At 39.8% G+C, this 24691-nt stretch carries 26 protein-coding genes; 5 read left to right on the top strand and 21 right to left on the bottom strand.

Annotated features, from left to right (window positions below):
- Positions 1 to 25: 25 nt before the first annotated feature.
- Genes ACOQO1_RS13265 through hemA form a run of 8 tightly spaced genes read right to left on the bottom strand, consistent with a single transcriptional unit; the run spans position 26 to position 6218 of the window.
- Entirely contained in the window at positions 26 to 385 is a 360-nt protein-coding gene (locus tag ACOQO1_RS13265) for a four helix bundle protein (RefSeq protein ID WP_420603363.1), read from the bottom strand.
- A 38-nt stretch (positions 386 to 423) separates the two neighbouring features.
- Positions 424 to 1326: an oxygen-dependent coproporphyrinogen oxidase gene (gene hemF, locus ACOQO1_RS13260; RefSeq protein ID WP_420603362.1), complete on the bottom strand. Its 903-nt coding sequence runs from the start codon at positions 1324 to 1326 to the stop codon at positions 424 to 426.
- Positions 1323 to 1817 (bottom strand): DUF6973 domain-containing protein, encoded by a 495-nt coding sequence (locus ACOQO1_RS13255; RefSeq protein ID WP_420603361.1) that lies wholly within the window; start codon positions 1815 to 1817, stop codon positions 1323 to 1325. The genes hemF and ACOQO1_RS13255 overlap by 4 nt, the downstream gene beginning before the upstream one ends.
- Positions 1814 to 2362, bottom strand: a complete 549-nt coding sequence (locus ACOQO1_RS13250; RefSeq protein WP_420603360.1) for a GNAT family N-acetyltransferase — start codon at positions 2360 to 2362, stop codon at positions 1814 to 1816. Before ACOQO1_RS13250 ends, ACOQO1_RS13255 begins: the two co-directional genes overlap by 4 nt.
- A gap of 15 nt (positions 2363 to 2377) precedes the next feature.
- Entirely contained in the window at positions 2378 to 3403 is a 1026-nt protein-coding gene (gene hemE / locus ACOQO1_RS13245; RefSeq protein ID WP_420603359.1) for a uroporphyrinogen decarboxylase, read from the bottom strand.
- Complete coding sequence (locus tag ACOQO1_RS13240; protein ID WP_420603358.1) at positions 3396 to 4061, bottom strand: uroporphyrinogen-III synthase; 666 nt, start codon at positions 4059 to 4061, stop codon at positions 3396 to 3398. The genes hemE and ACOQO1_RS13240 overlap by 8 nt, the downstream gene beginning before the upstream one ends.
- Positions 4039 to 4965 (bottom strand): hydroxymethylbilane synthase, encoded by a 927-nt coding sequence (hemC, locus tag ACOQO1_RS13235; protein ID WP_420603357.1) that lies wholly within the window; start codon positions 4963 to 4965, stop codon positions 4039 to 4041. Before hemC ends, ACOQO1_RS13240 begins: the two co-directional genes overlap by 23 nt.
- Positions 4962 to 6218: a glutamyl-tRNA reductase gene (gene hemA, locus ACOQO1_RS13230; protein ID WP_420603356.1), complete on the bottom strand. Its 1257-nt coding sequence runs from the start codon at positions 6216 to 6218 to the stop codon at positions 4962 to 4964. Before hemA ends, hemC begins: the two co-directional genes overlap by 4 nt.
- 210 nt (positions 6219 to 6428) lie before the next feature.
- Here hemA and ACOQO1_RS13225 point away from each other — a divergent pair, with 210 nt between their 5' ends.
- Both ACOQO1_RS13225 and ACOQO1_RS13220 read left to right on the top strand, forming a co-directional pair.
- Complete coding sequence (locus ACOQO1_RS13225; RefSeq protein ID WP_420603355.1) at positions 6429 to 7307, top strand: helix-turn-helix transcriptional regulator; 879 nt, start codon at positions 6429 to 6431, stop codon at positions 7305 to 7307.
- A gap of 9 nt (positions 7308 to 7316) precedes the next feature.
- Complete coding sequence (locus ACOQO1_RS13220; RefSeq protein ID WP_420603354.1) at positions 7317 to 8063, top strand: ThuA domain-containing protein; 747 nt, start codon at positions 7317 to 7319, stop codon at positions 8061 to 8063.
- Here the strand turns inward: ACOQO1_RS13220 and ACOQO1_RS13215 are convergent.
- Positions 8049 to 8795 (bottom strand): N-acetylmuramoyl-L-alanine amidase-like domain-containing protein, encoded by a 747-nt coding sequence (locus ACOQO1_RS13215; RefSeq protein ID WP_420603353.1) that lies wholly within the window; start codon positions 8793 to 8795, stop codon positions 8049 to 8051. The genes ACOQO1_RS13220 and ACOQO1_RS13215 overlap by 15 nt on opposite strands.
- Before the next feature lie 234 nt (positions 8796 to 9029).
- Between ACOQO1_RS13215 and hemH the strand changes: the two genes are divergently transcribed.
- Positions 9030 to 10061, top strand: a complete 1032-nt coding sequence (hemH, locus tag ACOQO1_RS13210) for a ferrochelatase (protein ID WP_420603352.1) — start codon at positions 9030 to 9032, stop codon at positions 10059 to 10061.
- Positions 10062 to 11447 (top strand): MATE family efflux transporter, encoded by a 1386-nt coding sequence (locus ACOQO1_RS13205; RefSeq protein ID WP_420603351.1) that lies wholly within the window; start codon positions 10062 to 10064, stop codon positions 11445 to 11447.
- Positions 11448 to 11454: 7 nt separating this feature from the next.
- Here ACOQO1_RS13205 and ACOQO1_RS13200 read toward each other — a convergent pair whose 3' ends face one another.
- The 3 genes from ACOQO1_RS13200 to ACOQO1_RS13190 form a co-directional block, all read right to left on the bottom strand.
- Positions 11455 to 11880 (bottom strand): nuclear transport factor 2 family protein, encoded by a 426-nt coding sequence (locus tag ACOQO1_RS13200; RefSeq protein WP_420603350.1) that lies wholly within the window; start codon positions 11878 to 11880, stop codon positions 11455 to 11457.
- A gap of 13 nt (positions 11881 to 11893) precedes the next feature.
- A complete protein-coding gene (locus ACOQO1_RS13195) occupies positions 11894 to 13057 on the bottom strand; it encodes a PQQ-dependent sugar dehydrogenase (RefSeq protein ID WP_420603349.1) in 1164 nt (387 codons plus the stop codon).
- A gap of 73 nt (positions 13058 to 13130) precedes the next feature.
- Positions 13131 to 14144, bottom strand: coding sequence for a helix-turn-helix domain-containing protein (locus ACOQO1_RS13190; protein ID WP_420603348.1), 1014 nt, complete (start codon positions 14142 to 14144; stop codon positions 13131 to 13133).
- 81 nt (positions 14145 to 14225) lie between these two features.
- Between ACOQO1_RS13190 and ACOQO1_RS13185 the strand changes: the two genes are divergently transcribed.
- Entirely contained in the window at positions 14226 to 15329 is a 1104-nt protein-coding gene (locus ACOQO1_RS13185) for a lactonase family protein (protein WP_420603347.1), read from the top strand.
- A gap of 10 nt (positions 15330 to 15339) precedes the next feature.
- Here ACOQO1_RS13185 and ACOQO1_RS13180 read toward each other — a convergent pair whose 3' ends face one another.
- The 9 genes from ACOQO1_RS13180 to ACOQO1_RS13140 form a co-directional block, all read right to left on the bottom strand.
- A complete protein-coding gene (locus tag ACOQO1_RS13180; protein ID WP_420603346.1) occupies positions 15340 to 16308 on the bottom strand; it encodes a TolB family protein in 969 nt (322 codons plus the stop codon).
- The gene (locus ACOQO1_RS13175; protein ID WP_420603345.1) at positions 16301 to 17587 is read right to left on the bottom strand and encodes an SMP-30/gluconolactonase/LRE family protein; all 1287 of its coding nucleotides are present in this window, start codon (positions 17585 to 17587) and stop codon (positions 16301 to 16303) included. Before ACOQO1_RS13175 ends, ACOQO1_RS13180 begins: the two co-directional genes overlap by 8 nt.
- Positions 17588 to 17674: 87 nt before the next feature.
- On the bottom strand, positions 17675 to 18139 hold the full coding sequence (locus ACOQO1_RS13170; RefSeq protein ID WP_420603344.1) for a nuclear transport factor 2 family protein: 465 nt from the start codon (positions 18137 to 18139) through the stop codon (positions 17675 to 17677).
- Positions 18140 to 18150: 11 nt separating this feature from the next.
- Entirely contained in the window at positions 18151 to 20376 is a 2226-nt protein-coding gene (locus ACOQO1_RS13165; protein ID WP_420603343.1) for a DUF5916 domain-containing protein, read from the bottom strand.
- A gap of 95 nt (positions 20377 to 20471) precedes the next feature.
- Complete coding sequence (locus ACOQO1_RS13160; protein WP_420603342.1) at positions 20472 to 21233, bottom strand: LytR/AlgR family response regulator transcription factor; 762 nt, start codon at positions 21231 to 21233, stop codon at positions 20472 to 20474.
- 158 nt (positions 21234 to 21391) lie between these two features.
- Positions 21392 to 22033, bottom strand: a complete 642-nt coding sequence (locus ACOQO1_RS13155) for a hypothetical protein (protein WP_420603341.1) — start codon at positions 22031 to 22033, stop codon at positions 21392 to 21394.
- A gap of 18 nt (positions 22034 to 22051) precedes the next feature.
- Positions 22052 to 22258, bottom strand: coding sequence for a hypothetical protein (locus ACOQO1_RS13150; RefSeq protein ID WP_420603340.1), 207 nt, complete (start codon positions 22256 to 22258; stop codon positions 22052 to 22054).
- Between the two features lie 102 nt (positions 22259 to 22360).
- A complete protein-coding gene (locus ACOQO1_RS13145) occupies positions 22361 to 23449 on the bottom strand; it encodes a DNA helicase PriA (RefSeq protein ID WP_420603339.1) in 1089 nt (362 codons plus the stop codon).
- A 72-nt stretch (positions 23450 to 23521) separates the two neighbouring features.
- Complete coding sequence (locus ACOQO1_RS13140) at positions 23522 to 24655, bottom strand: SPFH domain-containing protein (RefSeq protein ID WP_420603338.1); 1134 nt, start codon at positions 24653 to 24655, stop codon at positions 23522 to 23524.
- Positions 24656 to 24691: the final 36 nt, after the last annotated feature.

Genomic DNA, 24691 nt, shown 5'->3' with positions numbered 1-24691 from the left:
TGAGTTGACAGCTTACAGTTAAAAGTTATAAGTCTTGTTTTATTTTGTTGATTAAGGAAGCCAACATCTTTTTTATTTCTTCAATTTTAGGTGACAGCATATTAAAATGCTCTTGGTTGATAAAGTTAAGTTCTTTTGAGAGCATAACAAGATATTCCAATTCGTGAGCCGAACCAGAAGAAATATACAGAAATCGAATAAGCTCTTTTTGGGTTTCCCTACCGCAACCCTCGGCAATGTTTGTTGGAATGGAAACAACCGCTCTATTTATTTGGGAAACCAAGCCAAATTGCTCCTTTTTTGGAAAGGTATCTGTCATTTGATACACCTCAATGACCAAAAGATGAGCTTTTTGCCAGACTTTATAATTTCTATAATCAACCATTGCGGTTTTTGCTATTTACTGTTAACTGTAGGCTATTTTCACACCCAATCTTTAGGCTCTTGAAGTACTTTAATCAATTTGTCTTCTTCACTTCCTTCTTCCGGATGATGATCATAGTGCCATTGCACATGTGGGGGAAGGCTCATTAAGATGCTTTCAATACGGCCGTTGGTTTTTAGGCCGAACAAGGTGCCTTTGTCATGCACCAGATTGAATTCTACGTACCTGCCACGTCTAATTTCTTGCCAATCCCTTTGTTTTTGGGTATAGGCTAGGTCTTTTCTTTTCAGAACGATTGGTATATATGCTTCCAAAAAACTGTTTCCAACCTCAGTGACGAAGTTGAACCAATCTTCCATGGATGTTTGTTCGGTTGCTTTGCAATAATCAAAGAACAGTCCACCTAAACCTCTGGCTTCATCCCTATGGCTGTTCCAAAAATATTCATCACAGCGTTTTTTATAGTTGGGATAAAATTCTGGATTATGGGCATCACAGGCCATTTTGCAAACGGAATGAAAGTGTTTTGCATCTTCTTCATAAAGATAGTAGGGAGTCAAATCCTGACCTCCTCCAAACCATTGATCTACAATGTTTCCCTCTTTGTCATACATTTCAAAATATCGCCAATTGGCATGGACTGTTGGGACCATTGGACTTTTTGGGTGAATGACCAAACTCAATCCGCAGGCAAAAAAATCGGCATCTTTTACTCCAAAATAGTTTTGCATACTTTGGGGAAGTGCACCGTGCACGGCAGAGATATTCACTCCGCCTTTTTCAAAGACTGCTCCATTTTCGATAACCCGGGTTCTTCCACCACCACCTTCTGGTCGTTTCCATAAATCTTGTTGAAATTTGGCTACTCCATCTACTTCTTCCAATTTGCTGGTAATGGTGTCTTGGAGTTGTTGTATGTAATTATAAAATTTGTCTTTCATTCGTCCTCAATTATATAAACCAATTGGTTTTTTGTTAGAGTAAAATCGGTTTGAATGTTTATTTTAACCGCATTTGAAGTCATTTCTCTCAAAATATCAACTACCTGATTTTCCAGTTTTGAAAAGTGTTCCTTAAAAATGAAACGTCCAACTTCATTGTTATGCAAATCCATCTTTTTGGCCAATTCACGATTGGGAAATGCATTTTCATGCCAATCCGTAATTTTCTTGGACCACATCAAAACTGAATCTACATTTTTTCGCCAACGATAACATTTTTTGGCAATCAAATAGTTCCAAAAAGCATGTCTAAACGCATTGGCAGGTCCATTTTTGTAATGTAATCGACCATAAATTTCAGTTGAAGTTGACATGCATTGCTTTGTGGCAGATAGTGTCGGAAAAATAAAAAGCGGAAATCTTAGGCATAGCTTTGCCAAAGTCCAAAAACTTTTTAAGCTTATCCTTTTCAGTGTTTGTAGCACATTCATGATTGCAAGGCGAGGTTTTGGAGTTCGTACAATTCCATGTCCAAAATTTCACCATTGCCGGTGGTGTGTTCTTCCAATAAAGTTTGTTTCCATTGAAATCCATTGTTCTCCGCAATTTTTTTACTGCCCATGTTGCTATTGTGCACTATGATTTGAAGGGTTTCTAATTTAGCGTCATTAAAACACCAAGGGATTAAATTTTTAATGCTGGCCGTCATTATCCTTTTTCCCTCATATTGGTAGCCCAAACAATATGCCAACTCACCTGTTTTTTTCTCTTTATCCAGTTCTTTTACATAGATAAACCCAATTATAGTCCTGTTGCTGTTTTCCTTTATGGTAAAAAGGAATTCTTCACGGGCTACAATTTTCTTGGTCATTTTTGCGACAAAAAACTTTGACAGTGTTGGGTTAAGATTTTGTTCAAGGGTTTTGGGAAAATAAGCTTTCAGCCTTTCTTCATTGGAAACCACAAAGTCGCACATGCGCCAAGCATCTTTTTCTTGGATGAGACTTACGCTGTAGTTGTCAAATTCGATTTGCATCAAAACTTTTAAAATCTATTCGGTGTATTCTTTTACCGCATCAATAAATGCTTTCGCATTTTCCAAAGGAATATGGGGTAGAATTCCATGTCCCAAGTTCACAACATATTTATCCTTTCCAAATTCGCGAATCATTTGAGTGACCATTCTTTTAATTTCTGAAGGAGGAGAGAGCAACCTTGCAGGATCAAAATTTCCTTGCAACGTGATGTTTCCGCCCGTTAGATAGCGTGCATTTTTTGGAGAACAGGTCCAATCTACACCAACTGCAGAAGCTCCCGATTGGGCCATTTCCCGTAATGCGAACCAACAACCCTTTCCAAATACAATTACCGGCGCTTCGTCTTTTAAGGCATCAACAATTTGTTGAATGTATTTCCAAGAAAACTCCTGATAATCCTGTGGTGAAAGCATACCTCCCCAAGAATCAAATACCTGAACGGCATTGACACCCGCCTTCACCTTCGCTTTTAAATAGGCGATGGTCGTATCCGTTATTTTTTGAAGCAACTGATGTGCAGCTTCAGGTTGCGTGAAACAAAATCCTCTGGCCTTATCGAAACTTTTGCTTCCCTGGCCTTCAACGCAGTAACATAAAATGGTCCATGGAGATCCTGCAAATCCAATTAGTGGAATTTCGTCTTCCAGTTTTTCTTTGGTCTGAACGATTGCATCCAACACATAACCCAACGAGTCTTGAATATCCGGAACAACAACCTTTTCCAAATCCTTTGCTGAGTGGATTGGATTAGGCAAATAGGGACCAAAGTTTGGTTTCATTTGCACTTCAATGTCCATAGCTTGAGGGATGACTAAAATATCACTGAACAAAATGGCGGCATCCATACCATATCTACGAATGGGTTGAACCGTAATTTCAGAGGCCAATTCTGGGGTTTGGCAACGGGTAAAGAAGTCGTATTTTTCTTTTAGCGCCATAAACTCGGGAAGATAACGCCCAGCTTGACGCATCATCCATACCGGTGGTCTGTCCACAGTTTCACCTTTTAGAGCCCTTAGGAATAAGTCGTTTTTAATCATGTTGTTTAAAATGTTTTATGACTTGCACCAACACGTTTTCCACCGTTGGCTTGTTAGCTATTATGATTTGATCAGTATGTTTTTTAGCCTCGGTGGACGTTGTTGGTCCAATGCAAAAGGACAAGCTTTGTTTAATTTCGTTTTCCAGTAGATAGCTTCGAATACCACTAGGGCTAAAGAAAAGGACTCCATCAAAAATTCGATTGAATTTTTTAGGTCTTAGATGGGTGTTGTACATTTGAATCTCTTTATACCGAATGTTATTTTTTTCTAACAACTCAGGCAATTCGGGTCTTCTTTGATTTCCGGAGAAAAACAAAAAATCTTCATTTTTATGGTTTTTTACTAGAAAATCACCCAATTCTGATGCATTATGAGCCATTTTTACGATGTTTAAGCCTTTTTCTTCCAAAAATGATTTAGTCTTTTCTCCAACGCAATAAGTATGCAAGTTCAGAAAGTTGGATTCATCAGATCGTCTAAGAAATGCCTTTACTGCATTTTTGCTGGTGAAAATGAGACTTGAACAATCCGTTGGAATTTCAACATCCAAGAATTCAAATTCAAGAGCGTTGTACTCCACAAAACCAATTCCAGAATTCAGTAATAATTCTTTTTGGGAAGGAGTCAGTATTTTAGTGGAGAGCACTGTTTTCATTTCGTAGGGCTTCCATCAATTTATCTCCACCTTTTTCCAAGACTTCTTTGGCACAAGCTTGTCCAAAACCTTTGGCGTTGGATAGAGGAATATTCTTTTCAATACTGACTTTTTCTTTGCCATCAAGCGAAAACAGGATCCCTTCAAAATAAACCGATTGGTCTTTAATTTGTGCTAAGGCCCCAATGGGTGCAGTACAACCGCCTTCAAGGGTTCTTAAAAATTCCCGCTCAATGCCCGTGGCAATTTCGGAATCAGGATGATTCAATTTTTGTAACGCTTCTTTTGAAAAGTCATCGCTTTCTTGGGCTACCACTACCATAGCACCTTGTGCAGGTGCTGGAACCATCCAGTCAAGCACCAAAGCATCCTTTGGAAGCAATTTTATCCGTTGTAGTCCAGCTTGGGCAAAAATGGCTCCGCTCCAATCGTTCTCAATAAGCTTTAAAAGACGGGTATTTACGTTCCCCCTTAAATCTACCACCTGATGATGCGGATATTTATGCAACCACTGGGCTTTTCGGCGCAGGCTACCCGTAGCAATGGTTGAAGGTTCTTCCGATTCCAGAAAATCCAATCCTTTGTGCACAAGAATATCGTGGGTAATCGCACGTTCCAAAACGGCAACCTGAACAATACCCTTTGGCAATTGTGTGGGTACATCTTTCATGGAGTGCACGGCAATATCAATTTGCCCTTTGAGCATGGCAACATCCAATGTTTTGGTAAAGATTCCGGTAATGCCAAGGTCATAAAGCGGTTTGTCAAGGACCTGATCTCCTGTAGATTTTATGGGAATCAAAGTGGTGTCATAACCCAATTCCTCCAATTTGTGCTGCACCGTATGTGCCTGCCACAATGCCAATTCGCTATCGCGGGTACCGATTCTTATGATTTTGCTCATTGAGAATCGATTTCTAATTGAAACACTTTTTGGATAAGTGCCAAACTATCTTCTGTATCGACTTCTGAACTCTTTAAATGGTTTGCAAATTGTTTGGTGATTTTTTGAATGATGCGCTCGGAAATTACTTCAGCTTGATTTTCGTTGAAATCCGATAATTTTTTGGACTGAAAATCAATTTCCTCAGCCTTCATGGTCTTTAATTTTTCTTTCAAGGCGTTGATGACAGGAGCAAACTTTCGAGTCTCCAGCCATTTAAGGAAATCCTTTTTCACTTGCTCGATGATTGCTTCGGCTTTGGGAACAAATTCCTTTCTTTTGGCCAAAGTGTCATCGGTTATTCTGGAAAGCTGATCCAAGTGTACCAAAGAAACATTGTCCAATTCCAATACATCATCCGAAACATTTTTGGGAACAGATAGATCAAGGATCAACAATGGTTTTTTGGAATAGATCAGTGCTTTGGAAACCGTGGGCAATTGTGCCCCCGTAGCCACCACAAGGATATCGGTCTTTCGAATCTCCGTTTGAAGATCGCCATAATCCTTAACGGTAAGGTGGAACTTACCAGCGACATCTTCCGCTTTTTCCCGTGTTCTGTTGATGAGTGTTATGTGCGAGTTGTTCGAGTGCTTTACGAGATTCTCACAAGTGTTTCTCCCAATTTTTCCAGTTCCAAAAAGCAAAATGTTCTTTTCAGAAATGTCTGAAACATTATCCAAAATATATTTCACGGAAGCAAAGGCAACCGAGGTAGCACCTGAGGATAATTCCGTTTCATTTTTGATACGCTTACTTGCCTGGATCACCGAATTGCAAAGACGTTCCAAAAACGGATTTGCCATTTTGTGTTTTTTGGCACGATAAAAACCTTGTTTTATCTGGCTTATGATTTCAAAATCCCCTAAAATCTGGCTGTCAAGACCAGTGCCCACCTTAAACATATGGGAAATGGCATCATGGTTTTTATAAACATAGGCCACTTCTTGAAATTCCTCAACACTGCCCTGGGTTTCATCGCAGAGCATTTTTATCAATTGAAAAGGGTGTTGGGCAAAACCATAAAGTTCGGTACGATTACAAGTGGAGATGGCCAAAAGACCATCAATGCCCAATGCTTTGGCTTGGAGCATGATTCTATCTATGGCAGGGACATCCAAACTGAATTTTCCCCGAACCTCGGCATCCGCTTTTTTGTAGCTTAGGCCAATGGCATAAAAAGAACTATGTTTTGAAATATGGTAACTCCTCATAAAGGATTTAAAATCGATGACAAAAATAACGGCATCATTACATAAAAAATAACGCTAGAGGAACAATAAATAACAGTTCCTATGTCTTTAGATGTGTTTTTGGTGAAAAAGTTTCAAAAACATTGCATTTATTGATACTTTTGATAATAGAGCAACTAATTTAGAATCGTTATAAATAGAAAAAATCGATTCTTTTGATTAAGAAATAGTATGAAAAATGTCGCCAAAGGTTCCTATGAGGAAATTTTAATAGAAGATGGGTTTTATGTGCTTAAAATTCAGAACGATAGCGAAGAATCAGCCATTGTTGAACGGGAAATTGACAGCTCTTTTATCCAGTTTCATTTTTGTTTGAAAGGAAGGGGACAATTTCAATTTAATCAAGGGAATTATCAGCTTGAAGTTACTGAAGAAAACTCACTTTTGCTTTACAATACCCAAAAAGATTTACCGCTCAATCTTTTGGTTTCACCCAACTCATGGTTACTGTCCGTGATTATGACCATCCGAAAATTTCATTCACTTTTCTCTTCTGAGGCGGACTACATTCCTTTTTTGAGTGATGAGAACAAGGAAAAAAAATATTATTCCCAAGAAGTGGTGACTCCTACAATTGCGGTGGTGCTGAGTCAAATAATGAACTATAATCTGCATCCTTCCATTAAAGAGCTTTATGTAAGAGGAAAAATATATGAACTGATTTCATTGTATTTCAACAAAACGCCCGATGCCGATTTGGAACAATGTCCGTTTTTGGCAGATGAGGACAATGTAAGACGAATAAGAATGGCCAAGGAAATCATGATTTCCCGTATGTCCGAACCACCCACTTTAGCTGAGCTGTCCCAAGAAATTGGGTTGAGTTTGAAGAAATTGAAAGAAGGGTTCAAACAAATTTATGGGGATTCGGTCTATGGCTTTTTATTCGATTACAAAATGGAATATGCACGCAAAATGCTGGAAACGGGCAACCATAATGTAAACGAGGTGGGGCTAAAAGTAGGATATAGTACAGCAAGCCATTTTATTGCTTCATTTAAAAAGAAATATGGTACCACACCCAAAAAATATTTAACTTCAAGCGCTTAAAACCATGCCATGCGCCCAATAAAACTCTTTCTGATCACATTTTGTTTTGCTTTGATTTCCAACGCCCAAGAGCCAATCAGCATTAAGGAAGGCTCAAAAATGCCAGATTTGGTACTGGTGTTCACCAAAACTGAGGGATATCGGCATAAATCCATTGAGAAGGGAGCCCGGACACTACGACAAATGGGCAGAACCAATGGGTTTATTGCGCTGCAAACGGAAACGGCGGAAGATTTTAATTCCCAAAACTTGAAAAATTTTAAACTGGTGATTTTTTTGAGCACCACAATGGATGTCCTCAATGACCAACAGCAGAGGGCTTTTGAAGGGTATATAAAAAATGGGGGAAGTTTTATGGGAATCCATGCAGCGGCCGACACTGAATATGACTGGGCATGGTACGGTAAATTGGTAGGTGGATATTTTGAAAGCCATCCCGAACAACAAAAGGCCAAGATTGATGTGGTGGACAGAACCCATCGTTCAACAGTTCATTTAAAAAATGAGTGGCTACACTTTGATGAATGGTATAACTTCAAGAACCTTAACCCTAAGGTTAATGTGCTCATGAAATTGGATGAGTCCTCTTATAAAGGCGGAACCAATGGAGATAATCACCCTATTGCTTGGTATCACGAGTTTGATGGTGGCCGAGCTTTTTATACAGGATTGGGACATACCGAAGCCTCTTATGACGACTCGGATTTTAAACAACATTTGCTTGGTGCCATTGAATGGTGTCTAAGGAGAAAGTAAGGTTGGCCTGGCCACAATAATCCCAATATTGCTTTTTATGTTTTTGAGATAATCCACTAAGGGTTCTTTGGTGATTCTTACCGAACCTGAAATGGATGCATGTAACAAATGAATCCTTCCATCCGCCTCTCTAATCGCGATTCCGGTATGGGTAACATCCAACCCTTTTATCGAAGTTGCCAAAGCTATGATATCTCCGGATTGGATTAAGTGTTCGTTGCTTTGGATTTCATCTTGTGCCAAAATGCAAAGACTTTCTTTCGCCAATTCAGCCTCGGCTTTTAGAATGGCGTTATAGTTTTTGTCTTGTTTCAAAAACGGATATAAATCTCGATGTGTACCCATAAAATTGATGGCTTTTTTATGCTCTCTGCCACCAAGCTCAGAGGTGATATCTCTGACTAATCCTTTTTGTTCATTATTTCTAATCCAATCTGTAAAATAGTGCAATCGAGAAGGATATCCATCCAGAACACCATTTCTATACCGAATGGTTTCCAAATTTTTTACAAAATTGCCAAAGTCAGCTTGCTCTTTTTTGAGCATGGAGGTGAATGCCAAAGCGTTCTCTACAAAAGTGGTACAATCCAACCCCCTAAGATTGACAACCAAGGTTTCTGTATCACCCACTTCCAAGGTTTTTTCAACATACGGAGTGTCCAAAAAGGACTTTCCTATAAATACTAAACTATCTCCCAAATTTTGAGCTTTAACCTGGCTTAGCTCTTTCATTTTAGAATTGAAAAGAGAAGAATCTTTAGGAGTACAGGTGATTTGCGCATTGCCTGTAATGCAAAACACTAGAAAAAAACAAAATAAGATTCTTGGAAGCATAAGCTTATCGGTTTGTCCTTCGAAATTAGGATTATCTATGGAATTATAAGGAAACAAATTAGGAGAAACAAATGTTAAATCATCTTCAAGTAGTATTTTTATCGCCTTAAACAACAAACCTTCCTCAGCGCTATGAAAGGAGTATTATTGGTCAATTTAGGTTCCCCGGACAGCCCAACAGCAAAAGATGTAAAACCCTATTTGGATGAATTCCTGATGGACGAACGTGTCATTGACTCTCCAAAATGGCTTAGAAATATCATCGTAAGGGGTATTATCCTGAATACGCGGCCAAAAAAATCAGCCGAGGCCTATGCTAAAATATGGTGGGAAGAAGGCTCTCCGCTTATTGTGATATCGGAAAGGTTTGCCGAGAAAGTGCAAAAACAGACAGACATGCCTGTGGCTTTGGGAATGCGTTATGGCTCCATGACCATTAAAAATGCACTTCAAGAATTGAAGGAAAAGGGAGTGGATGAGGTTTTGCTGGTGCCTTTGTATCCTCATTATGCAATGTCTTCTTTTGAAACCGTTGTGGTAAAGACCATGGAAGAACAACAAGCACATTTTCCTGAAATGAAATTGACTACATTACCTGCTTTTTATAGCAATCCGGATTACATTAAGGTTTTGTCCGAAAGCATTGCTGAAGGATTAAAAGGTTTTGAATACGATCATATTCTGTTTTCTTATCACGGAATTCCAGAACGACATATTCGAAAGTCTGACCCCACAAAGTTTCATTGCAAGATTGATGGGAATTGCTGCAAAACGAATTCTGTGGCGCACCATACCTGTTACCGACATCAATGTTATGATACCACCGAATTGGTGAAGGCTTATTTGAATTTACCCGAAGATAAAGTAAGCTCCTCTTTTCAATCCCGATTAGGCCGTGACCCATGGTTGCAGCCTTTTACCGATTTTGAGTTTGAACGTCTTGCCAAAGAAGGCATTAAAAAATTGGTGGTGATCACACCTGCTTTTGTCAGCGATTGCTTGGAGACCTTGGAAGAAATTGCCATGGAAGGCAAGGAGCAATTCCAGGAAGCAGGAGGAGAAGACTACAAACATATTCCTTGTCTTAACGATAATGATGAGTGGGTGAACCTCATGGCCAAATGGGTCAATGAGTGGCAGGTCAAGGAAATTTTGCCGGTATAAATGGCAAAAGTATCCTCAGAACAATTAGGAGTTGAACCTATTGGCAAGCTGCTGATCAAGCAAGCCGTACCTGCATCCATCGGTATTTTGGTCATGTCCCTAAACGTTTTGGTGGATTCCATTTTTGTGGGAAACTGGATTGGGTCCATCGCCATAGCTGCAATTAATGTGGTACTTCCTGTTTCATTTTTTATAGCCGCGCTAGGAATGGCCATTGGAGTCGGTGGGTCAAGTATAATTTCCCGTGCATTGGGTTCTGGAGAGAAAGAAAAAGCCCTTAAAACCTTTGGAAACCAAATAACCCTGACATTTACCATAACTACCGGTATGGTAGCATTGGGACTTTACTTTGTAAACGACCTTATTCCGGCATTTGGAGGTAAGGGAGCAATTTTTGATCCCGCCAAAATCTACTATACCATCATTCTATATGGAGTTCCATTTTTGGCGCTCTGTATGATGGGCAACACGGTAATTCGGGCAGAGGGAAAACCAAAGTTTGCCATGATTGCCATGATCATCCCATCCGTGGGAAACCTGTTTTTGGATTACCTCTTTATCTATGTTTTTGATTGGGGAATGCATGGAGCGGCCTGGGCGACCACAGCAGGATATTTATTGTGCTTTGGGTATATCCTATATTTTTTCCTTTCCAAAAATTCGGAGCTAAAAATTGGTTTACCTCATTTTGGTCTTAGTATACCCATCCTAAAGGAAATTGGTGCGCTTGGTTTTGTAACACTGGCCAGACAGGCTGTTACCAGCATTACTTACCTGCTCATGAACAATATATTGTTCAATTTGGGAGGAGAGGCCATGGTAGCCGTTTACGCCATTATTGGAAGGATGTTGATGTTTGCCTTTTTTCCTGTTTTTGGCGTTACCCAGGGCTTTTTGCCCATTGCAGGATTCAATTACGGAGCGGTGAAGTACGATCGAGTAAAGGAATCTATTTATACCGCCATAAAATATGCAGCCTTTGTGGCTTCGCTTGTGTTTGTTGTGCTCATGGTGTTTCCGGACTTTTTTACAGCCCTGTTTTTGAGCAATAGACCAGATCTGCCACCTGAAGAACTGGCCACCAATGCTTTTGTAATGGAACATGCGCCCATGGCCATGCGATTGGTGTTTGCGGTCACTCCAATTATTGCTTTGCAATTGATAGGAGCTGCCTATTTTCAAGCTGTTGGAAAAGCGATTCCCGCCTTATTACTGACCTTGACCAGACAGGGATTCTTTTTTATCCCATTGATTCTAATACTCCCAAATTTTATGGGCGAACTGGGTGTTTGGCTCTCTTTTCCCATTGCCGATGTTTTGGCTACCATTGTAACCGGTTTTTACCTGTGGAAGGAAATCAAGACCAAACTGGTTCCCGATACATAAACCTTCTTTAAGGATTTAAAGAAGTGGCAGCCTTGCTTATGATTTTCCATTCACCTTTCAATTTTTTCAATAGGAAAATATCAATGAACAAAAGGTTTTTTGAAGGGATGGCAATTTCAGCCTTGGCACTGGCAATATTGTTGGCATAATCCACATTCAGAATTTTTCCAACCCTTCCGTTGAACTTTCCCTTCTCTCTATTTTTGAAAAGGTTGGCGTATTCTTCCGGGGAGAGCACCCAAAGTTCCTGGTCTTTTTTGGAGAGAAATAAATCTGCTTCCGTGTAAAAAGATGAAGTGATCAATTCTGGGTCACTGTGTGATGAACCATCTAGGTATTTTTGAATGGTTTCCCGAATCGCACTTTCTTCAGATTGTGCAGTTACGATTAACATAGAAAATAAAAAAGCAAGTGTTAGCACTAGTGTACGCATAGTTGTTTTGAATTTAGTATCGAGTTATTTGAATAAGTTTACCATTATCTTCATCAGTAAGGATGTAGAGTTTACCATCCTGACTTTGTTTGGCTTTCCGAATACGGACCCGGTCATCCAAGAATAATTCTTCAGCACTTTTAATCGTTTCACCTTCTATTCGGAATCGCCACAGACTGCCCCTGGAGAGTCCCGGCACGATCAGGTTGTTTTTCCATTGAGGGAATTCATCCCCGGTATAAAATGTAAGTCCGGTTGGAGCTACAGTATGATGCCAGAACCAAACAGGAGGTGTAAAGGTCACACCGTCCAATTTGGGCGGCTTGTAATCTGAACTTCTTAGTTTACCAGAGGTAACATTGGGCCAACCATAATTAGCTCCAGGTTTCAAAATGTTGATTTCATCCCCTTGAATGGTGCCATGTTCACTGAACCAAATTTTATTGGTTTCTGGCTGAACGGTTATTCCTTGGGCAGCTCTAATTCCCATGCCATAAAGTCCGGGTACTGCTTCTTTCCCAAAATCGGGATTATCGTCAGGAATACTCCCATCTGGATTGATCCTGTAAATTTTTCCGCGTTTGTCCCTGACATCTTGTGCAATTGGAATCTCTGGCTCGTCTCGTTCCCAAAACAATCGCTCTCCAATGGTCACATAGAGTTTTCCATCTAGGCCAAATACCATTCCTCCCCCATAATGAAAATATTCCCGAGTATAAGGCTCAGCTTCAATCAGTGTTTCATGATTAAAAAGTGAATCATTTTCCAATTTAGCCCGGACCACTTTGGTGGTTGTGCCCAACCCTTTCTTTTTAGCAGCATAGCTCATATAAACCCACGGCTCTGTTTCAAAATGTGGATCGATTAAGACTTCAAAAATTCCTGAGTTGTCACCAAAATGTATGGCACGAATGCTATCCGTTAAATCCGTGGGAAACCCTTTGATGATATGTTTTTCTTTTGATTGAAGATCAACCCGTAACAAATTGCCATCCTTTTCAGAAATCAAAGCTTCTTTATCTGATAAGAAAGCGATACTCCAGGGATGATTAAGTCCTTCCAGTATGATTTTTTTGGATGGAAAGGAAGGTAAATTGCTGTTTTGAGTTGAATTTTTTTGACCTTGTGAGCAACCCATCAAAATAACAATCAAAGAAAGCACCAATTTGTTCATCATGATTTGACTTTGGTGCAAATGATGAAAAATCTGGTATCCTAAGCTTTAAAAAACATGATTTTTAAAACGAAAATTAGCGTTTTTTGGATTTGTTCCGGAATTGTGAAGGGGTTAGCTGCGTTTTTGCCTTGAACGCCAAATTAAAAGATGTTACGTTGCCAAAACCACAATCATAGGCAATGGCAATAATTTTTTCTTGGGCATATTTTGGGTCGGATAACATTGCTTTGGCTTTTTCTATCCGGTACCCGTTCACAAAATCGGAAAAGTTCTTTTGCTCATTTTCATTAATGCATTGAGAAAGTTTTCTGGGAGGAATATTTAATCTTTCCGCGATGGATTCAAGTGAAATAGAATTGTCCAAAAAGATTTCTTCCTTAATAAAAAGACTTCTTATCCCATCCATCAATTCCTGTGAAGAAGACCTGTCCAAAGTTGAGGTGTTGTACTTCCCCAATCTAAACGCATGTTTTTGTAGAAAAAGAAAGGAAAAAAGATAAATGAGCAACGAAAAGAACAGAGCTCCGCCTATATAGAAAGAAAAGAATCCAGCAAGATTACCCATATAAAATTGCCAGATAAGGGCAACACCTATGCTAAGATTTCTGTACCACGTAGCCCGCTGCGGATGCACTTTGGTTCGGCACTTATACAGGACTCCAAAAGAAAGGCCAATGTATATCGCCAAATGTAAAAACACCATGATATAAATAGCATAGGAAATTGGGTTTCCGGTATTCGGAATAAAATAGCAGCCTAGGGCAAATAGGACAAAAGGAATGATATGCGCATAATCCTTGTTGCTGAACCTTTTTTGTTCAGCAAGCAATAATTTTCCGTAAAACCACAAGAAAGGACCGGTCAACAAAATACCTGATAAGCCAAGGTTTTTTTGCCAGGGGGTCAAATCCAAATACACATTGAGCACGGACTTGCCAATACGGATGGTGAGCCCTAAAATGACAAATGCCAAGAACATATTAGCCTTTCTATCGCCTTTTTTCAGCGTGAAAAGATATCCGCATAGAAAAAGTGCCTGGACGACCCCCAGACAACTTAAAACCAATAGTACGGCCTCTTTGTTCATCCTTCAAAAGTATAAAGTTGGGGGCAAATAAAATTTGCATTCCATATTTAGTTGTTATTTTTAGCAAAAGACAATTTAGGGATGAGATTTTTTAGTTTGATTTTAAGTGTTTTATTGATGGGTTTGATTGGATGCTCCGAAAAGAAAGAAGCGAAAAAAGAGTTTCAATTATTTGTTGGGACCTATACGGATGGAGACAGTGAAGGTATTTATAAATTCACTTTTGATGCAAGTACGGGAGCATTAACAAACAAGAATTTAGCAGCTGTTTTGCCCAATCCATCATTTATCAAGATTTCCGGGGATAAGAAAAACTTATACGCAGCTCAAGAAACTGCTGATTTTGATAGTTTGGGTGGAGGTGTCACTGCATTTAAATTGAAGGATGGACAACTTGAACTTTTAAATAGTATGGGGACTGAAGGAAAGCACCCCTGCCATGTCGCACTTTCAGACGAGGGTTATTTGGCGGCCTCAAACTATTCTGGTGGAAACGTTTCTGTTTTTAGGTTGGGAGAAAATGGAGAGTTGGTATCAAATCCCCAAATTATAGATCATAAAGTATTGGATACTGCCAAAACATCACATGCCCATATGGCTAAATTTAAAGGGAACGACCTTTTTGTTGCCGATTTGGGATTAGATGCGGTGAAACGATATAGCAACTTGAATCATCTCTTTGTTGCTTCGGAACAGGCTTCTATAGATCTTGCCGAAGGAGCAGGCCCTAGACATTTTGTCTTTGGGAAGGAAGGCAAACTTTTATATGTGATCAACGAATTGAATTCGACAATCACGGTGTTTAAACAAAAAGGAGATGGCTCCTATAAGGAAATTGAGACCCAAAGCACCCTCGATTCGGCCTTTGAAGGTAAAAGCTATTGCGCTGATGTGCATCTGTCGGCCGATGGGAAGTTTTTGTACGGATCTAATCGGGGAGAGAACACCATTGTGATTTTTGCAATTGACCAGAATACCGGAAAGTTGGATTTAGTGGGAAGGGAATCTGTCCGTGGCGATTGGCCTCGTAATTTTGCTTTGGACCCTTCGGGAAATTATCTGCTGGTTGCCAATCAAAGGAGTAACAATATCACCATCTATAAAAGAGATGTTGAAAAAGGAATGCTTGAATTCTTGAATGAAATCAAACTTTCCAGCCCAGTTTGTTTGGAGTTCTTGGATTGATTTAAAGTTATCAGTCCAAATGCTTCTGTTTCATTTTTTGAATGAAATCAGTTGAAGTGTAGTAGAGATTCAAGTTGTTGTACGAGCTATTTACTTCCTGAACTTTTTTAATGGGATCCAAAGGTGCGGTTTGTAATTTTTCGGTTGAGCGCCCACTGGCAAAAACGAACAATTTACCATCTTGACTTACCCAGGGACACATTTCATGGGTTTCCGAATTAATGGGCTCACCAAGGTTTTCGGGAGAGGTCCATTCCCCATTAATGTTGAATGTAATGTACAGATCTCCTCTGCCAATACTATCATCGTAACCTCTAAAAATTAAATAATCCTCGTTCGGGGAAATAAAAGGGTCACCCTTGTCCCCTCCGTCATTGATAATCTCAGGAAGTAACTCGACCTGATAAATGGAATCCGTTGGAGTCGCTTTATAGATATCTCCTTTGGACCAAATGTTGAAATAGAGTGTTCCATCATGGGTCAAAGAACTATAAAACTCATTATCCTCTTCCCCAGTCAACATTACGCGAATGGGTTCTCCCCATCCGGTATCGGTTCGCTCAACATACCAAATTTTACTGTTCTCATTATCCCCTTTTGGTCTGCTAGAACTAAAATAGATTCGATTGCCGTCAGGAGAAAAGAGTGGGTCATAATCTGAAAACTCACCGGAAAAAGAAGCAATCTTGGGTTCACTCCATGTACTGTCTGACAACATTTCTGTAAAAGTGATATAAGCATTTTGAGGTACGTCCGTGGTGTAATAGAACTCCTTGCCATCAGGTGAAAATGTACCATTGTATTCCGTAACAGGAGAGGTCAAAAGTTCTGGCGCCAAAAGTTGAGGTTGTTCGGTAGGAACAATGCCAAAAAATGGGCCATTATTAGGGTTCTTTTCCAATTCTGGCTTTTGTTCTTGTTTGCAACTTAAAAGGAGTAATGCGAAGAGGATGAAAATAGGAAGCTTTACATTATTCACAGTTATAGGTTTTGCCATTAAACTCAAAAGAAGTATTGTCGTTGGGCCTTAAGGCGCCATGCCATGTGTCTTTATACCACTTGTCTGGCTCATCATCTGCCCTGTAATCGGCTGTAAAAAATGAAAAATCATTTGTAAAGGTGATGATAATGTCCCCTTCTCCGTCTGCATCATGCCATCTTCCGGTCATTGCGTTATCCGTTAACCTTCCCCAGATACTTCCTAAGGCATTTTTGTGTTTCAGATAGTATGCTCCAGCCACTTCGTCATCATCAAAAGCCAAATCAAAACGACCAATTTCGGTGCAATATCTTTTGGAGAAGACGGCACTTTTTTCAATGCTTTTACCATTACCCATCAAGTTTGAAATCAACAGTTGATAGTTTTCCAATTTTGTAATATCTGTTATTTCAATGGTGTCTTGATTCAACATATCCAATTGGGAGTCAGCTACAAAATACATGGTATCCCCAATAAGGTCAAAGGTTGTTGGAATATCCGATAGGCGAGGGAAGTTCTGTAATTTTTCCGTTTTTATAATTTCTGACTGATTTTCATCCAAGTAAAACTTGTAAACGCCATTTAAGGTTGCATCCCTTCGAGTATTAACAATACCTATCAAACTATTATCGTAAAATTTCATTCCATCAATGCCCTTATGATTGTTGGGTTGATTGATCAATTTTTTAGCTGCAATATCCAAAACACGAATCCCACTTATATATGAGGCGAAATAGAGAAACTTATCATCTGTTGAAATGGCAATTCCATTGGAATGTTTGATTTCGTCATTGGAGAAAAAGACCTCCAATTGGTCCGTCGATTTGTTTACGGTATAAATGTTATTGGTTTCCGAATCGGTTATATAAATGTCTCCATTTGAGCTGATGGCAATGTCATTGAGATAGATAAAATCAGGAACATTCAGTGGATATGATTTGATCAACTTGCCCGATGGGATGTCCAATAGCAACAAAATGGATTTGTTGTTGACTTTTGGGAGACTATTTCCCAAGGCGTACAAAGTATCTCCTTTTATGGTCATTCCAAATCCTGCGAGATAACCGTATTGATTGCTCGAAATAAAATTCTCAGGATTGGAACCATCAAGATTGCAGCGAACAATTTTATTATGGACAAGACTGTTGATGTACACTTTTTTGGATGGTAGGTGTACGGCTATGCCTTCTGGAATCAGGTCTTTTTCAAAATCCAGTGCAACGGACTGCGCCTTAAGGGATGATGAAATGATGAGGAAAACCCATAAAAGTGTTCTCATGTGGTTGATTATTTCCTCCAATTTAAGCGATAAATTGTCCTGTCATTTTAAAAAATATGTTAAACTGAAATGAGAGTGTGCCTTTAATCAATCCAAATTCTTAATTCCTGATACATGGGAGGCGACCGCTTTCCATGCCCCATTGCGTTTGACCAAAATGTTGCTCGACTGATAAATGGTCTCCGTGCTGTCATTAAAAATATGACCGGTGCCGCAAATCAACGCAGTTCCATTGGGAAGTACATCCAAACGTTTTATCTCATAAAAGAAGGAATCGTTTTCCATGGCATTTTCCTTGATCCATTCCAACTCTTTGGTTTTGTTTGACCACTCGCCGCTGGCATCCACCATTTGAAAATCATCTCCTAAAATGCTATCGAGCAAAAGAGTGTCTTGTTCGCGATAGGCCTTTGGCCATTGTATCTCTTTTAGGTTCCGTAAGATTTTTTGGTCTTCATCATTGATTATGGATGTTTGTACCATATCAGGCTTTTGTTGATTGCAAGAGACTGAAAGCATGATAATAAATAAGGGCAAAATCAAATTTTTCATAATGTGTTGATTTAGAAAAAGGTATACAAATATTTTAGTGTGAACAAACGGTTGTTGAATCGTGGTAATGGGATTCCCATTTGGGTTGAACCAGTATTGTAATCTTGGTTGAAGACTACATATAAGTTATGTCCATCCTTGAAATTATAGCGTAATCGGGCACTTGCAAAAACTTGATCTTGAATGGAATTGTACTGCGCGGTCATACTACCTGAAAGATGAAGATTATAGGCCCAATTCAATCGGAGTTGGGGCACGTTGATCCATTCATCTACATTTCTGTTTTTAAAGTTGAGGTAATTGATACGCCAAGAACCTTCCAAAGTAAAGTGCTCATTGATGCTCCACTCCGGACTTACACGGAACTCCAGATTTTCGCCATCAAAAAAGCTTCCATATTCTGCAGAAATGGGAATTTTGAATGCCCTTTGAAACCCACTGGAATATGATGCACCAAAGAAGGTGAAGAAATAATCCCCTTCAGGGATGGTTATCTCCCTTGAGAACACCAGAGGACTTTGCAAAAATTCATATTGCAACTGCCCAAAAATGGAGATTTCATCGTTGTTGAAAAACTTTCCGCTCCATTGGCTTCGGTTATACCAGGTGAGCACATCGTTAAAATCTGTGGTAAAGTATAAGTCTGAGTTAATGGGCATCCATCTTCTATACTGAAAGGTATTTTTTTCTTTGTTGGTTTTAAACTTTCCATGGTTGAGACCTAAATAAACATTATGGTGCTTTTCGCGAAGCAAGAACCCCATACCCGGATTAAAATCTTCTCCCGAGTATTCATAGGCTGTTCTATAAAACCAACCATCCCGCTTTCGTTTGGCAAACTGGAAAGCAAAACGGGAATTGTCTATCAAATTAAAATTTGCATTGGAATAGTTTTCACCTTCCAGCGTTGTGGCCAAAGAGGTAATGATAAAATTCTCATTACCTACATCAATAACTCCATCCACGCCCAAGGCGGTGTTTACATAATCCTCACGAAGCCGATTGGTGGCCATAAACCCAATAAAGGATCTATCGTTGAAGACCTTCCGCCGAAGCCGTAAGACAGAAAAGTTCTCCGTGGGCAGAGCGTTGTCGTTTATAGTGGTCCCCTCGGTCTGTAATGAGAGAAAGCCCAAATCCCAATCGCCCAACTCACCTGTTAACTTGGCACCGCCAATTATGGGTGTCAACTGACCATTGCTTATTCCAATAGTTCTGCTATAGAAAAGCTGGGAAAGAATCCCCAGGTCAAAATCAAAAAGGCCCGATTGCTGTAAAAAGAACTTTCGCCGCTCTGGAAAGAAAATAGATACACGCCCCAGATTTACCACTTGATCGTCAATTTCCACTTGTGAAAAGTCAGTGTTCAAAGTAAGGTCCAAAGTTAGACTTGGAGTAATTCCATATCGGACATCCAAACCCACATCCAGTTCGTTAAACGAATTTTCCTGGTATTCGGTTTCATCTGCTGAAAGTTGAAATTGGGTTTGGGTCGATGCTAACAGATATGGCGTGATCTGCAAATCCTTTTTTGGTTGTAGCCCTACAAAACGCACCGGTTTTTTTAGGGAAGGTTTTCCGTTGGCCCCGGTAATATTTTGTGGAACTTCCGGATACACCAGCAACTTGTTATCATAATTGATGGTACGTTGAGCCGAAATACCTCCCAATACCTCTCCACCCCGTATCTCAAAGCGCAAGTTGGATAAAGGAATGCGATACTCGGCCTGCCAGCCATTATCGGTGATTTGAGTCTTTCCTTCCCAAATCATGTCATAAGCTGGAGTTGATGGTGCATTGCCTAGAGGAACATTATCATTATAAATGGCATCATCATACCTGCTACCCGAAGGGTAGATACTAAAAATAAAGGCATTTTTACGGGTGCGATTGGGGTCTATCTGAAAGGCAAAATAATCGTCACCATACCAGCCATCACGAACCAAGTTTCGACTGATGATCTTATCAGGGTTAGGGTCTTTGGCATCCAAGCCCACGTATAAATAGTCATCATCAAACGTGATAAAAAGTGTAGTTAAACTATCAGGAGTCCCCCAATCTGGTTGCCATTCCATAAATGGAAAACTTTGGGCATCTTTCCACAGCACCTCGTTCAAAAAACCATCAAGATCAAGTTGTTTTTCCGTCCCATGAATACTTTCAATACTGTTCAGGTATTCCTGTGAAAACAAAATTGTCGGAACCAAAAGAAATAGAATTTGATTGAGAAATCGCATTGGCATAATCAGTTTGAGCCAAAACTAATTGTGCGGTATGCGGGAATAAAAAATAGCTACGTAAGCTGCGGGAAAAAAAGGGTAAGTTGCGGAATCTAAATATGGGCCAGTTCTTGAAGATAAGTTCTGCTAAACTTTAGATCATCTCCAGTTTTTAAGCGAAGCTTGCCATCTCCATTGTTGTTTTTTTGGATTTGATCAATAAATTCCGAATTAACCAAGTAGGAGCGATGAATCCGTTTAAAAGTGTTTGGGCAGAGTGTCTGGGAAAACGAACGAAGGCTTTGGTATTTCACAAATTTCCCTTTTTGGGTATGTAGAACAATACAATTGTTGCTGGTTTCCACATAAACAATCTCATGGGGCTCTAAAAGAAACTGTGACCCCCTTTTTGAAACGGTAACCCTGTTTTTTTGCTCGGACATGATGTTTTGCTGAGAGGTAGATTTATCTTTTTTAATGCCCACAAAATAAAATAGTAATGAAAAATAGCAGAGCAAATTAACCGCTATGTTATTGGTAAGACTTGCATTGAGCATATTGAAACTGGGAGAGGTACAATTGTATATAGTGGTCATTAGAAAAACCACTAAAACCTGTCCGATTAGAATGTTTATTGCAGAGGCAGAGAGTCCAATTCCACCTTGAAGGAGAACATTCTTTCCCGTGGCATCAACTGCCCATCTTCCAGCCCAGGTCTTGATTTGTTTTGCTGAAATGTTCCAAAAGAAAAAACTGGTTATCGCTAGAATGGATAGCTCGGAAAAACAAGCGGAACCCAAGCTTTCCTGGAACATACGTCCAATGCCCATGTTCAACAGCACAAAAATGGAAATAAGGGAAATCTGCTTTGCCATTCACTAAAAGTAAGGATTCTAATGGTTGGCAGCCAAAACTTTAAGATTTAGTTAAAAGAATATGGGATATGCATTTACAGAAAACCACGGTGCAAAAAAGAACCGCCAGCACATTAAAATGCGAGGCGGTCTTCAGTTTATTTGATTATTCCAATAATCTATTGCTGTACCTCCGGCTCAACGACTTTTTTAAGTTGCTCGGTCTTTTCTTTTAATTTTTCCCTACCTTTTTTGATGGAAACTTCCAGCTCGTCCAGTTTTTCCTCTACCTTTTTAAGCTTTTCTTCTTTTTGGGCAATTATCTCGGGTTTTTCACCTTTTTCTTTCGCTTCTTCAACCCTTTTTTTGGCATCATCCAATGACTTTCTACCCCTTTTAAGAACTTCTTCGTCTTCACTAAGCATGTTTTCTGAGGCCATTAATTTTTCCTTTGCCTGAGAAGCACGGTATTGACCAAATTCTTTTCCGGACATATCCCCTTTGTTTTTCCCATAGGCATTTCCTTTGTTTGTCTTCTCAGCTTTTTCTTTGACCTTTTCCATTTCGTCTCCCATCTCATCAGCATCTTTTTGATGTTTCTCTTTCATTTTTTCTGCCTTCTCCTTCATTTTCTCACTTTTTTCCTCGGCTTCTTCTTGTGCATCCTCAGCGGCATCTTCAACATCCTCCTTGGCCTTTTTTACTTTTTCGGTCTTTTCCTTGCCTTTTCCTTTTTCTTGGGATTTGCCTTGAGCATTTACAGATACAGCAAGACCAAACATCATAATTAAAAGCAATACAGATTTTACTATGTTTTTCATTTTTTCTCGTTTTAGGGATTAAATACTATCCAATTCTTTGATAAGTTCTTCTACCTGTTCCGCCTTTTCGTTTACGGCATTGAGTGTTGAGTCAACAGCTGTTTCCACAGCTTCTATTTGCTCCAGTTTTTGATTGAGTTCTTCTTGCTCTTTTTTTGTGTCCTTGCAAGCCATAACAAAAAAGCCCAATATCAAGATCAGGCCTATTAGTTTCTTAATCAACATGTTGTGTGGTTTAATGGTTAATATAAATAATATACGGAATAAGACACGGAATGAGACGTTTGGTCACTTTTTAAGGTAAAAAGTGGTCGGCACGAACTTGTGTTAACCGTTTAGAAAAACCAACAAGCCGATAATCAGTAATACAAGAAGTACAGCAAGGAAAATTTTCCAAAAACTATAAGGTCGAGTTCCGGATATTTGTCCATTTTCACCGTTGATGTAAAAGTTATATTCCTTGCCTTTATAACGATATGCGCTCACATACACCGGAAGTAAGATGTGCTTGAAAGTCTCCTCCGATAATTTCATATCCATATTGTTGATGCGCTGGGTATCTCCGCCAATATCTTGTCGGCACCATCTTGTTGCTATATTTTTGGCCACATCTTTGGAGTGTAGATGACCTTCCTTTAATGGAATGGTATACTTTTCGGTGACAAAACCAGATAAAAAACTACTGTTGAAAGGCTGCAGTTTTTTTAAGTTCCAATGGGCAATTTTATTCGGGATTCTCCCAGAACGTTGTTGCGATGCTTTAATCAAGGTATCATCAACAAAACCAGAAACATGACCCGAAGCTGGATACCAACGTGTTTTACGAACTTGTCGAGTCTGGGTTTTCCCATTGCTGTCCCGGTATCGCTGGGTTTCATAATAATACTCACCACGTTGTCCCGTATAGGACGCTGAGAGCTGTGCATCAAAAGTCCAATAAGGCAAATACAAGCCTTTGGTAAATTGTGGGTCCAAAGCGGCCTTTTTTAATTTGTTGGGAGCCCACCATAAGCGGGCCACCCATTTCTGAAAGATGAGAAAGGATTTTTCCTTTTCAATCTGAAAGGGGAGCACGGCCCCGGGCAAAATCCAATCTTCCTTATAGGCATCTTCAATCACCAGAGGCATACTACAGTACACACAATGCAACGATTTATAGTTTTCCTCCACATGCTGATTGGCGCCACAGTTTTTGCAATGGAGCATAGAAATTTCCTCGCTGTGCTTTTGGGCACCCATTTCTTGTAAATAGGGATAGAGCTCCAATTCCTCGAACCCATTTTCATCAATTTTGATGGACTCTTCATGTCCGCAATACTCGCAACTGATGTTGGTGGTCCCAGGTTTGTATTTAAGCTCTGCACCGCAGTTGACACAGGACTTTTTAAGCTCTGCTTTTTTTACTGTTTCATTCATGCTGTCATTCCCGCGAAGGCGGGAATCTTAATTTTTATGGATTCCTGTTTTCACAGGAATGACAAAATAATATTATGGGTTTGGCAAAGGTGGTGGAGTGTTTCCTCCCAAGAAGGATTTCAGTTCCTCTACATCCTTTAAAGCTGTCCAGTTAGCCATGCCCTGTTTCCAGACCAGACTATCCCGATTAATGGTTCGGCCTGCAAACAATGCCTGTAATTGTTCAAAGGAAACCGGCCCTTGCTGGGTGCCGTTTACCGCATAAAAATATTGAGCCGCTGCTGGCATTGGAGGAGGTACTGGCGCTCCGGCCTGTTGCATTTGTGGATTTCCACCCATCTGAGGGCTCATCATTCCGCCCATTTGTTGGGCCAAAACAAAGCCCATTCCCATGCCCATTCCCGCACCGGCGGTTCCGCCCTCATTTTTGGCAGCCGCCTCAATGGCTTTTGCAGTTTTGAACTTGGTCAACTTGTCCAAATCCAGTTTGTCAATTCGGCTGTATTCGAAGATTTCTTTTTTAAGGTCTTCGGGCATGGAGACATTTTCGATATAGAATTTCTCCAATGCAATACCCACTGATTCAAATTCGGGAGCCATTACCTCTCTACAAGTATCGGATAGCTCTGAAGTATTGGCAGCATACAATTCTATGGGGAGATTGGCTTCACCAACCGTATCAGTAAATCTGGTGGCAATCAAGCTTTTTAGATGTTCGTTGATTTCAAAATTGGTGAAATTGTTATCAGTTCCAACAATGTCAACAATAAACTTTCCAGCATCCGAAATTTTAAAGGCGTAGGTGCCGAAAGCCCTGATTTCTACTAAACCAAATCGTTCATCACTTAAGGTGATGGGGCTTTTGGTGCCCCATTTCTCATCCGTAAACAAATGTGTGTTCACAAAATAGACTTCAGCTTTAAAAGGCGAATTGAATCCATATTTCCACCCTTTAAGGGTTGCCAAAATGGGAAGGTTTTTTGTGGTGAGGTCATAAGTGCCTGGAGTAAAAACGTCTGCCAGTTGTCCTTCGTTGACAAAGACAGCGGTCTGTCCTTCACGGACAATGAGCTTTGCTCCGTTCTTGATTTCATTTTGATAGCGCTCAAATCTATGGGCGATGGTATCATCGGTATAATCGAGCCACTCAATTATATCTATAAACTCGTGGGTGAGTTTTTCTTTGATCTTGCTAAAAATATCCATGGTAAAGTGTTTTATGTTAATGTTTCTAAAGTAAGA

Source organism: Flagellimonas sp. (assembly GCF_965222555.1).
Lineage (GTDB): Bacteria > Bacteroidota > Bacteroidia > Flavobacteriales > Flavobacteriaceae > Flagellimonas.
Note: the sequence above shows the minus strand (reverse complement) of the source record. Positions and strands in the feature narration are given on the sequence as shown.

What these genes read in the sequence shown, in the direction of transcription:
- ACOQO1_RS13145 (WP_420603339.1), bottom strand. Translation starts at nt 23,449, where the DNA reads ATGAATGAAACAGTAAAAAAAGCAGAGCTTAAAAAGTCCTGTGTCAAC.
- ACOQO1_RS13140 (WP_420603338.1), bottom strand. Translation starts at nt 24,655, where the DNA reads ATGGATATTTTTAGCAAGATCAAAGAAAAACTCACCCACGAGTTTATA.
- ACOQO1_RS13200 (WP_420603350.1), bottom strand. Translation starts at nt 11,880, where the DNA reads ATGCGTACACTAGTGCTAACACTTGCTTTTTTATTTTCTATGTTAATC.
- ACOQO1_RS13240 (WP_420603358.1), bottom strand. Translation starts at nt 4,061, where the DNA reads ATGAAAACAGTGCTCTCCACTAAAATACTGACTCCTTCCCAAAAAGAA.
- ACOQO1_RS13185 (WP_420603347.1), top strand. Translation starts at nt 14,226, where the DNA reads ATGAGATTTTTTAGTTTGATTTTAAGTGTTTTATTGATGGGTTTGATT.
- ACOQO1_RS13165 (WP_420603343.1), bottom strand. Translation starts at nt 20,376, where the DNA reads ATGCGATTTCTCAATCAAATTCTATTTCTTTTGGTTCCGACAATTTTG.
- ACOQO1_RS13250 (WP_420603360.1), bottom strand. Translation starts at nt 2,362, where the DNA reads ATGCAAATCGAATTTGACAACTACAGCGTAAGTCTCATCCAAGAAAAA.
- ACOQO1_RS13175 (WP_420603345.1), bottom strand. Translation starts at nt 17,587, where the DNA reads ATGAGAACACTTTTATGGGTTTTCCTCATCATTTCATCATCCCTTAAG.
- ACOQO1_RS13220 (WP_420603354.1), top strand. Translation starts at nt 7,317, where the DNA reads ATGCGCCCAATAAAACTCTTTCTGATCACATTTTGTTTTGCTTTGATT.
- hemH (WP_420603352.1), top strand. Translation starts at nt 9,030, where the DNA reads ATGAAAGGAGTATTATTGGTCAATTTAGGTTCCCCGGACAGCCCAACA.
- hemA (WP_420603356.1), bottom strand. Translation starts at nt 6,218, where the DNA reads ATGAGGAGTTACCATATTTCAAAACATAGTTCTTTTTATGCCATTGGC.
- hemC (WP_420603357.1), bottom strand. Translation starts at nt 4,965, where the DNA reads ATGAGCAAAATCATAAGAATCGGTACCCGCGATAGCGAATTGGCATTG.
- ACOQO1_RS13205 (WP_420603351.1), top strand. Translation starts at nt 10,062, where the DNA reads ATGGCAAAAGTATCCTCAGAACAATTAGGAGTTGAACCTATTGGCAAG.
- ACOQO1_RS13170 (WP_420603344.1), bottom strand. Translation starts at nt 18,139, where the DNA reads ATGAAAAATTTGATTTTGCCCTTATTTATTATCATGCTTTCAGTCTCT.
- ACOQO1_RS13215 (WP_420603353.1), bottom strand. Translation starts at nt 8,795, where the DNA reads ATGAAAGAGCTAAGCCAGGTTAAAGCTCAAAATTTGGGAGATAGTTTA.
- ACOQO1_RS13155 (WP_420603341.1), bottom strand. Translation starts at nt 22,033, where the DNA reads ATGAAAAACATAGTAAAATCTGTATTGCTTTTAATTATGATGTTTGGT.
- hemE (WP_420603359.1), bottom strand. Translation starts at nt 3,403, where the DNA reads ATGATTAAAAACGACTTATTCCTAAGGGCTCTAAAAGGTGAAACTGTG.
- ACOQO1_RS13255 (WP_420603361.1), bottom strand. Translation starts at nt 1,817, where the DNA reads ATGAATGTGCTACAAACACTGAAAAGGATAAGCTTAAAAAGTTTTTGG.
- ACOQO1_RS13195 (WP_420603349.1), bottom strand. Translation starts at nt 13,057, where the DNA reads ATGATGAACAAATTGGTGCTTTCTTTGATTGTTATTTTGATGGGTTGC.
- ACOQO1_RS13160 (WP_420603342.1), bottom strand. Translation starts at nt 21,233, where the DNA reads ATGGCAAAGCAGATTTCCCTTATTTCCATTTTTGTGCTGTTGAACATG.
- ACOQO1_RS13190 (WP_420603348.1), bottom strand. Translation starts at nt 14,144, where the DNA reads ATGAACAAAGAGGCCGTACTATTGGTTTTAAGTTGTCTGGGGGTCGTC.
- hemF (WP_420603362.1), bottom strand. Translation starts at nt 1,326, where the DNA reads ATGAAAGACAAATTTTATAATTACATACAACAACTCCAAGACACCATT.
- ACOQO1_RS13150 (WP_420603340.1), bottom strand. Translation starts at nt 22,258, where the DNA reads ATGTTGATTAAGAAACTAATAGGCCTGATCTTGATATTGGGCTTTTTT.
- ACOQO1_RS13225 (WP_420603355.1), top strand. Translation starts at nt 6,429, where the DNA reads ATGAAAAATGTCGCCAAAGGTTCCTATGAGGAAATTTTAATAGAAGAT.
- ACOQO1_RS13265 (WP_420603363.1), bottom strand. Translation starts at nt 385, where the DNA reads ATGGTTGATTATAGAAATTATAAAGTCTGGCAAAAAGCTCATCTTTTG.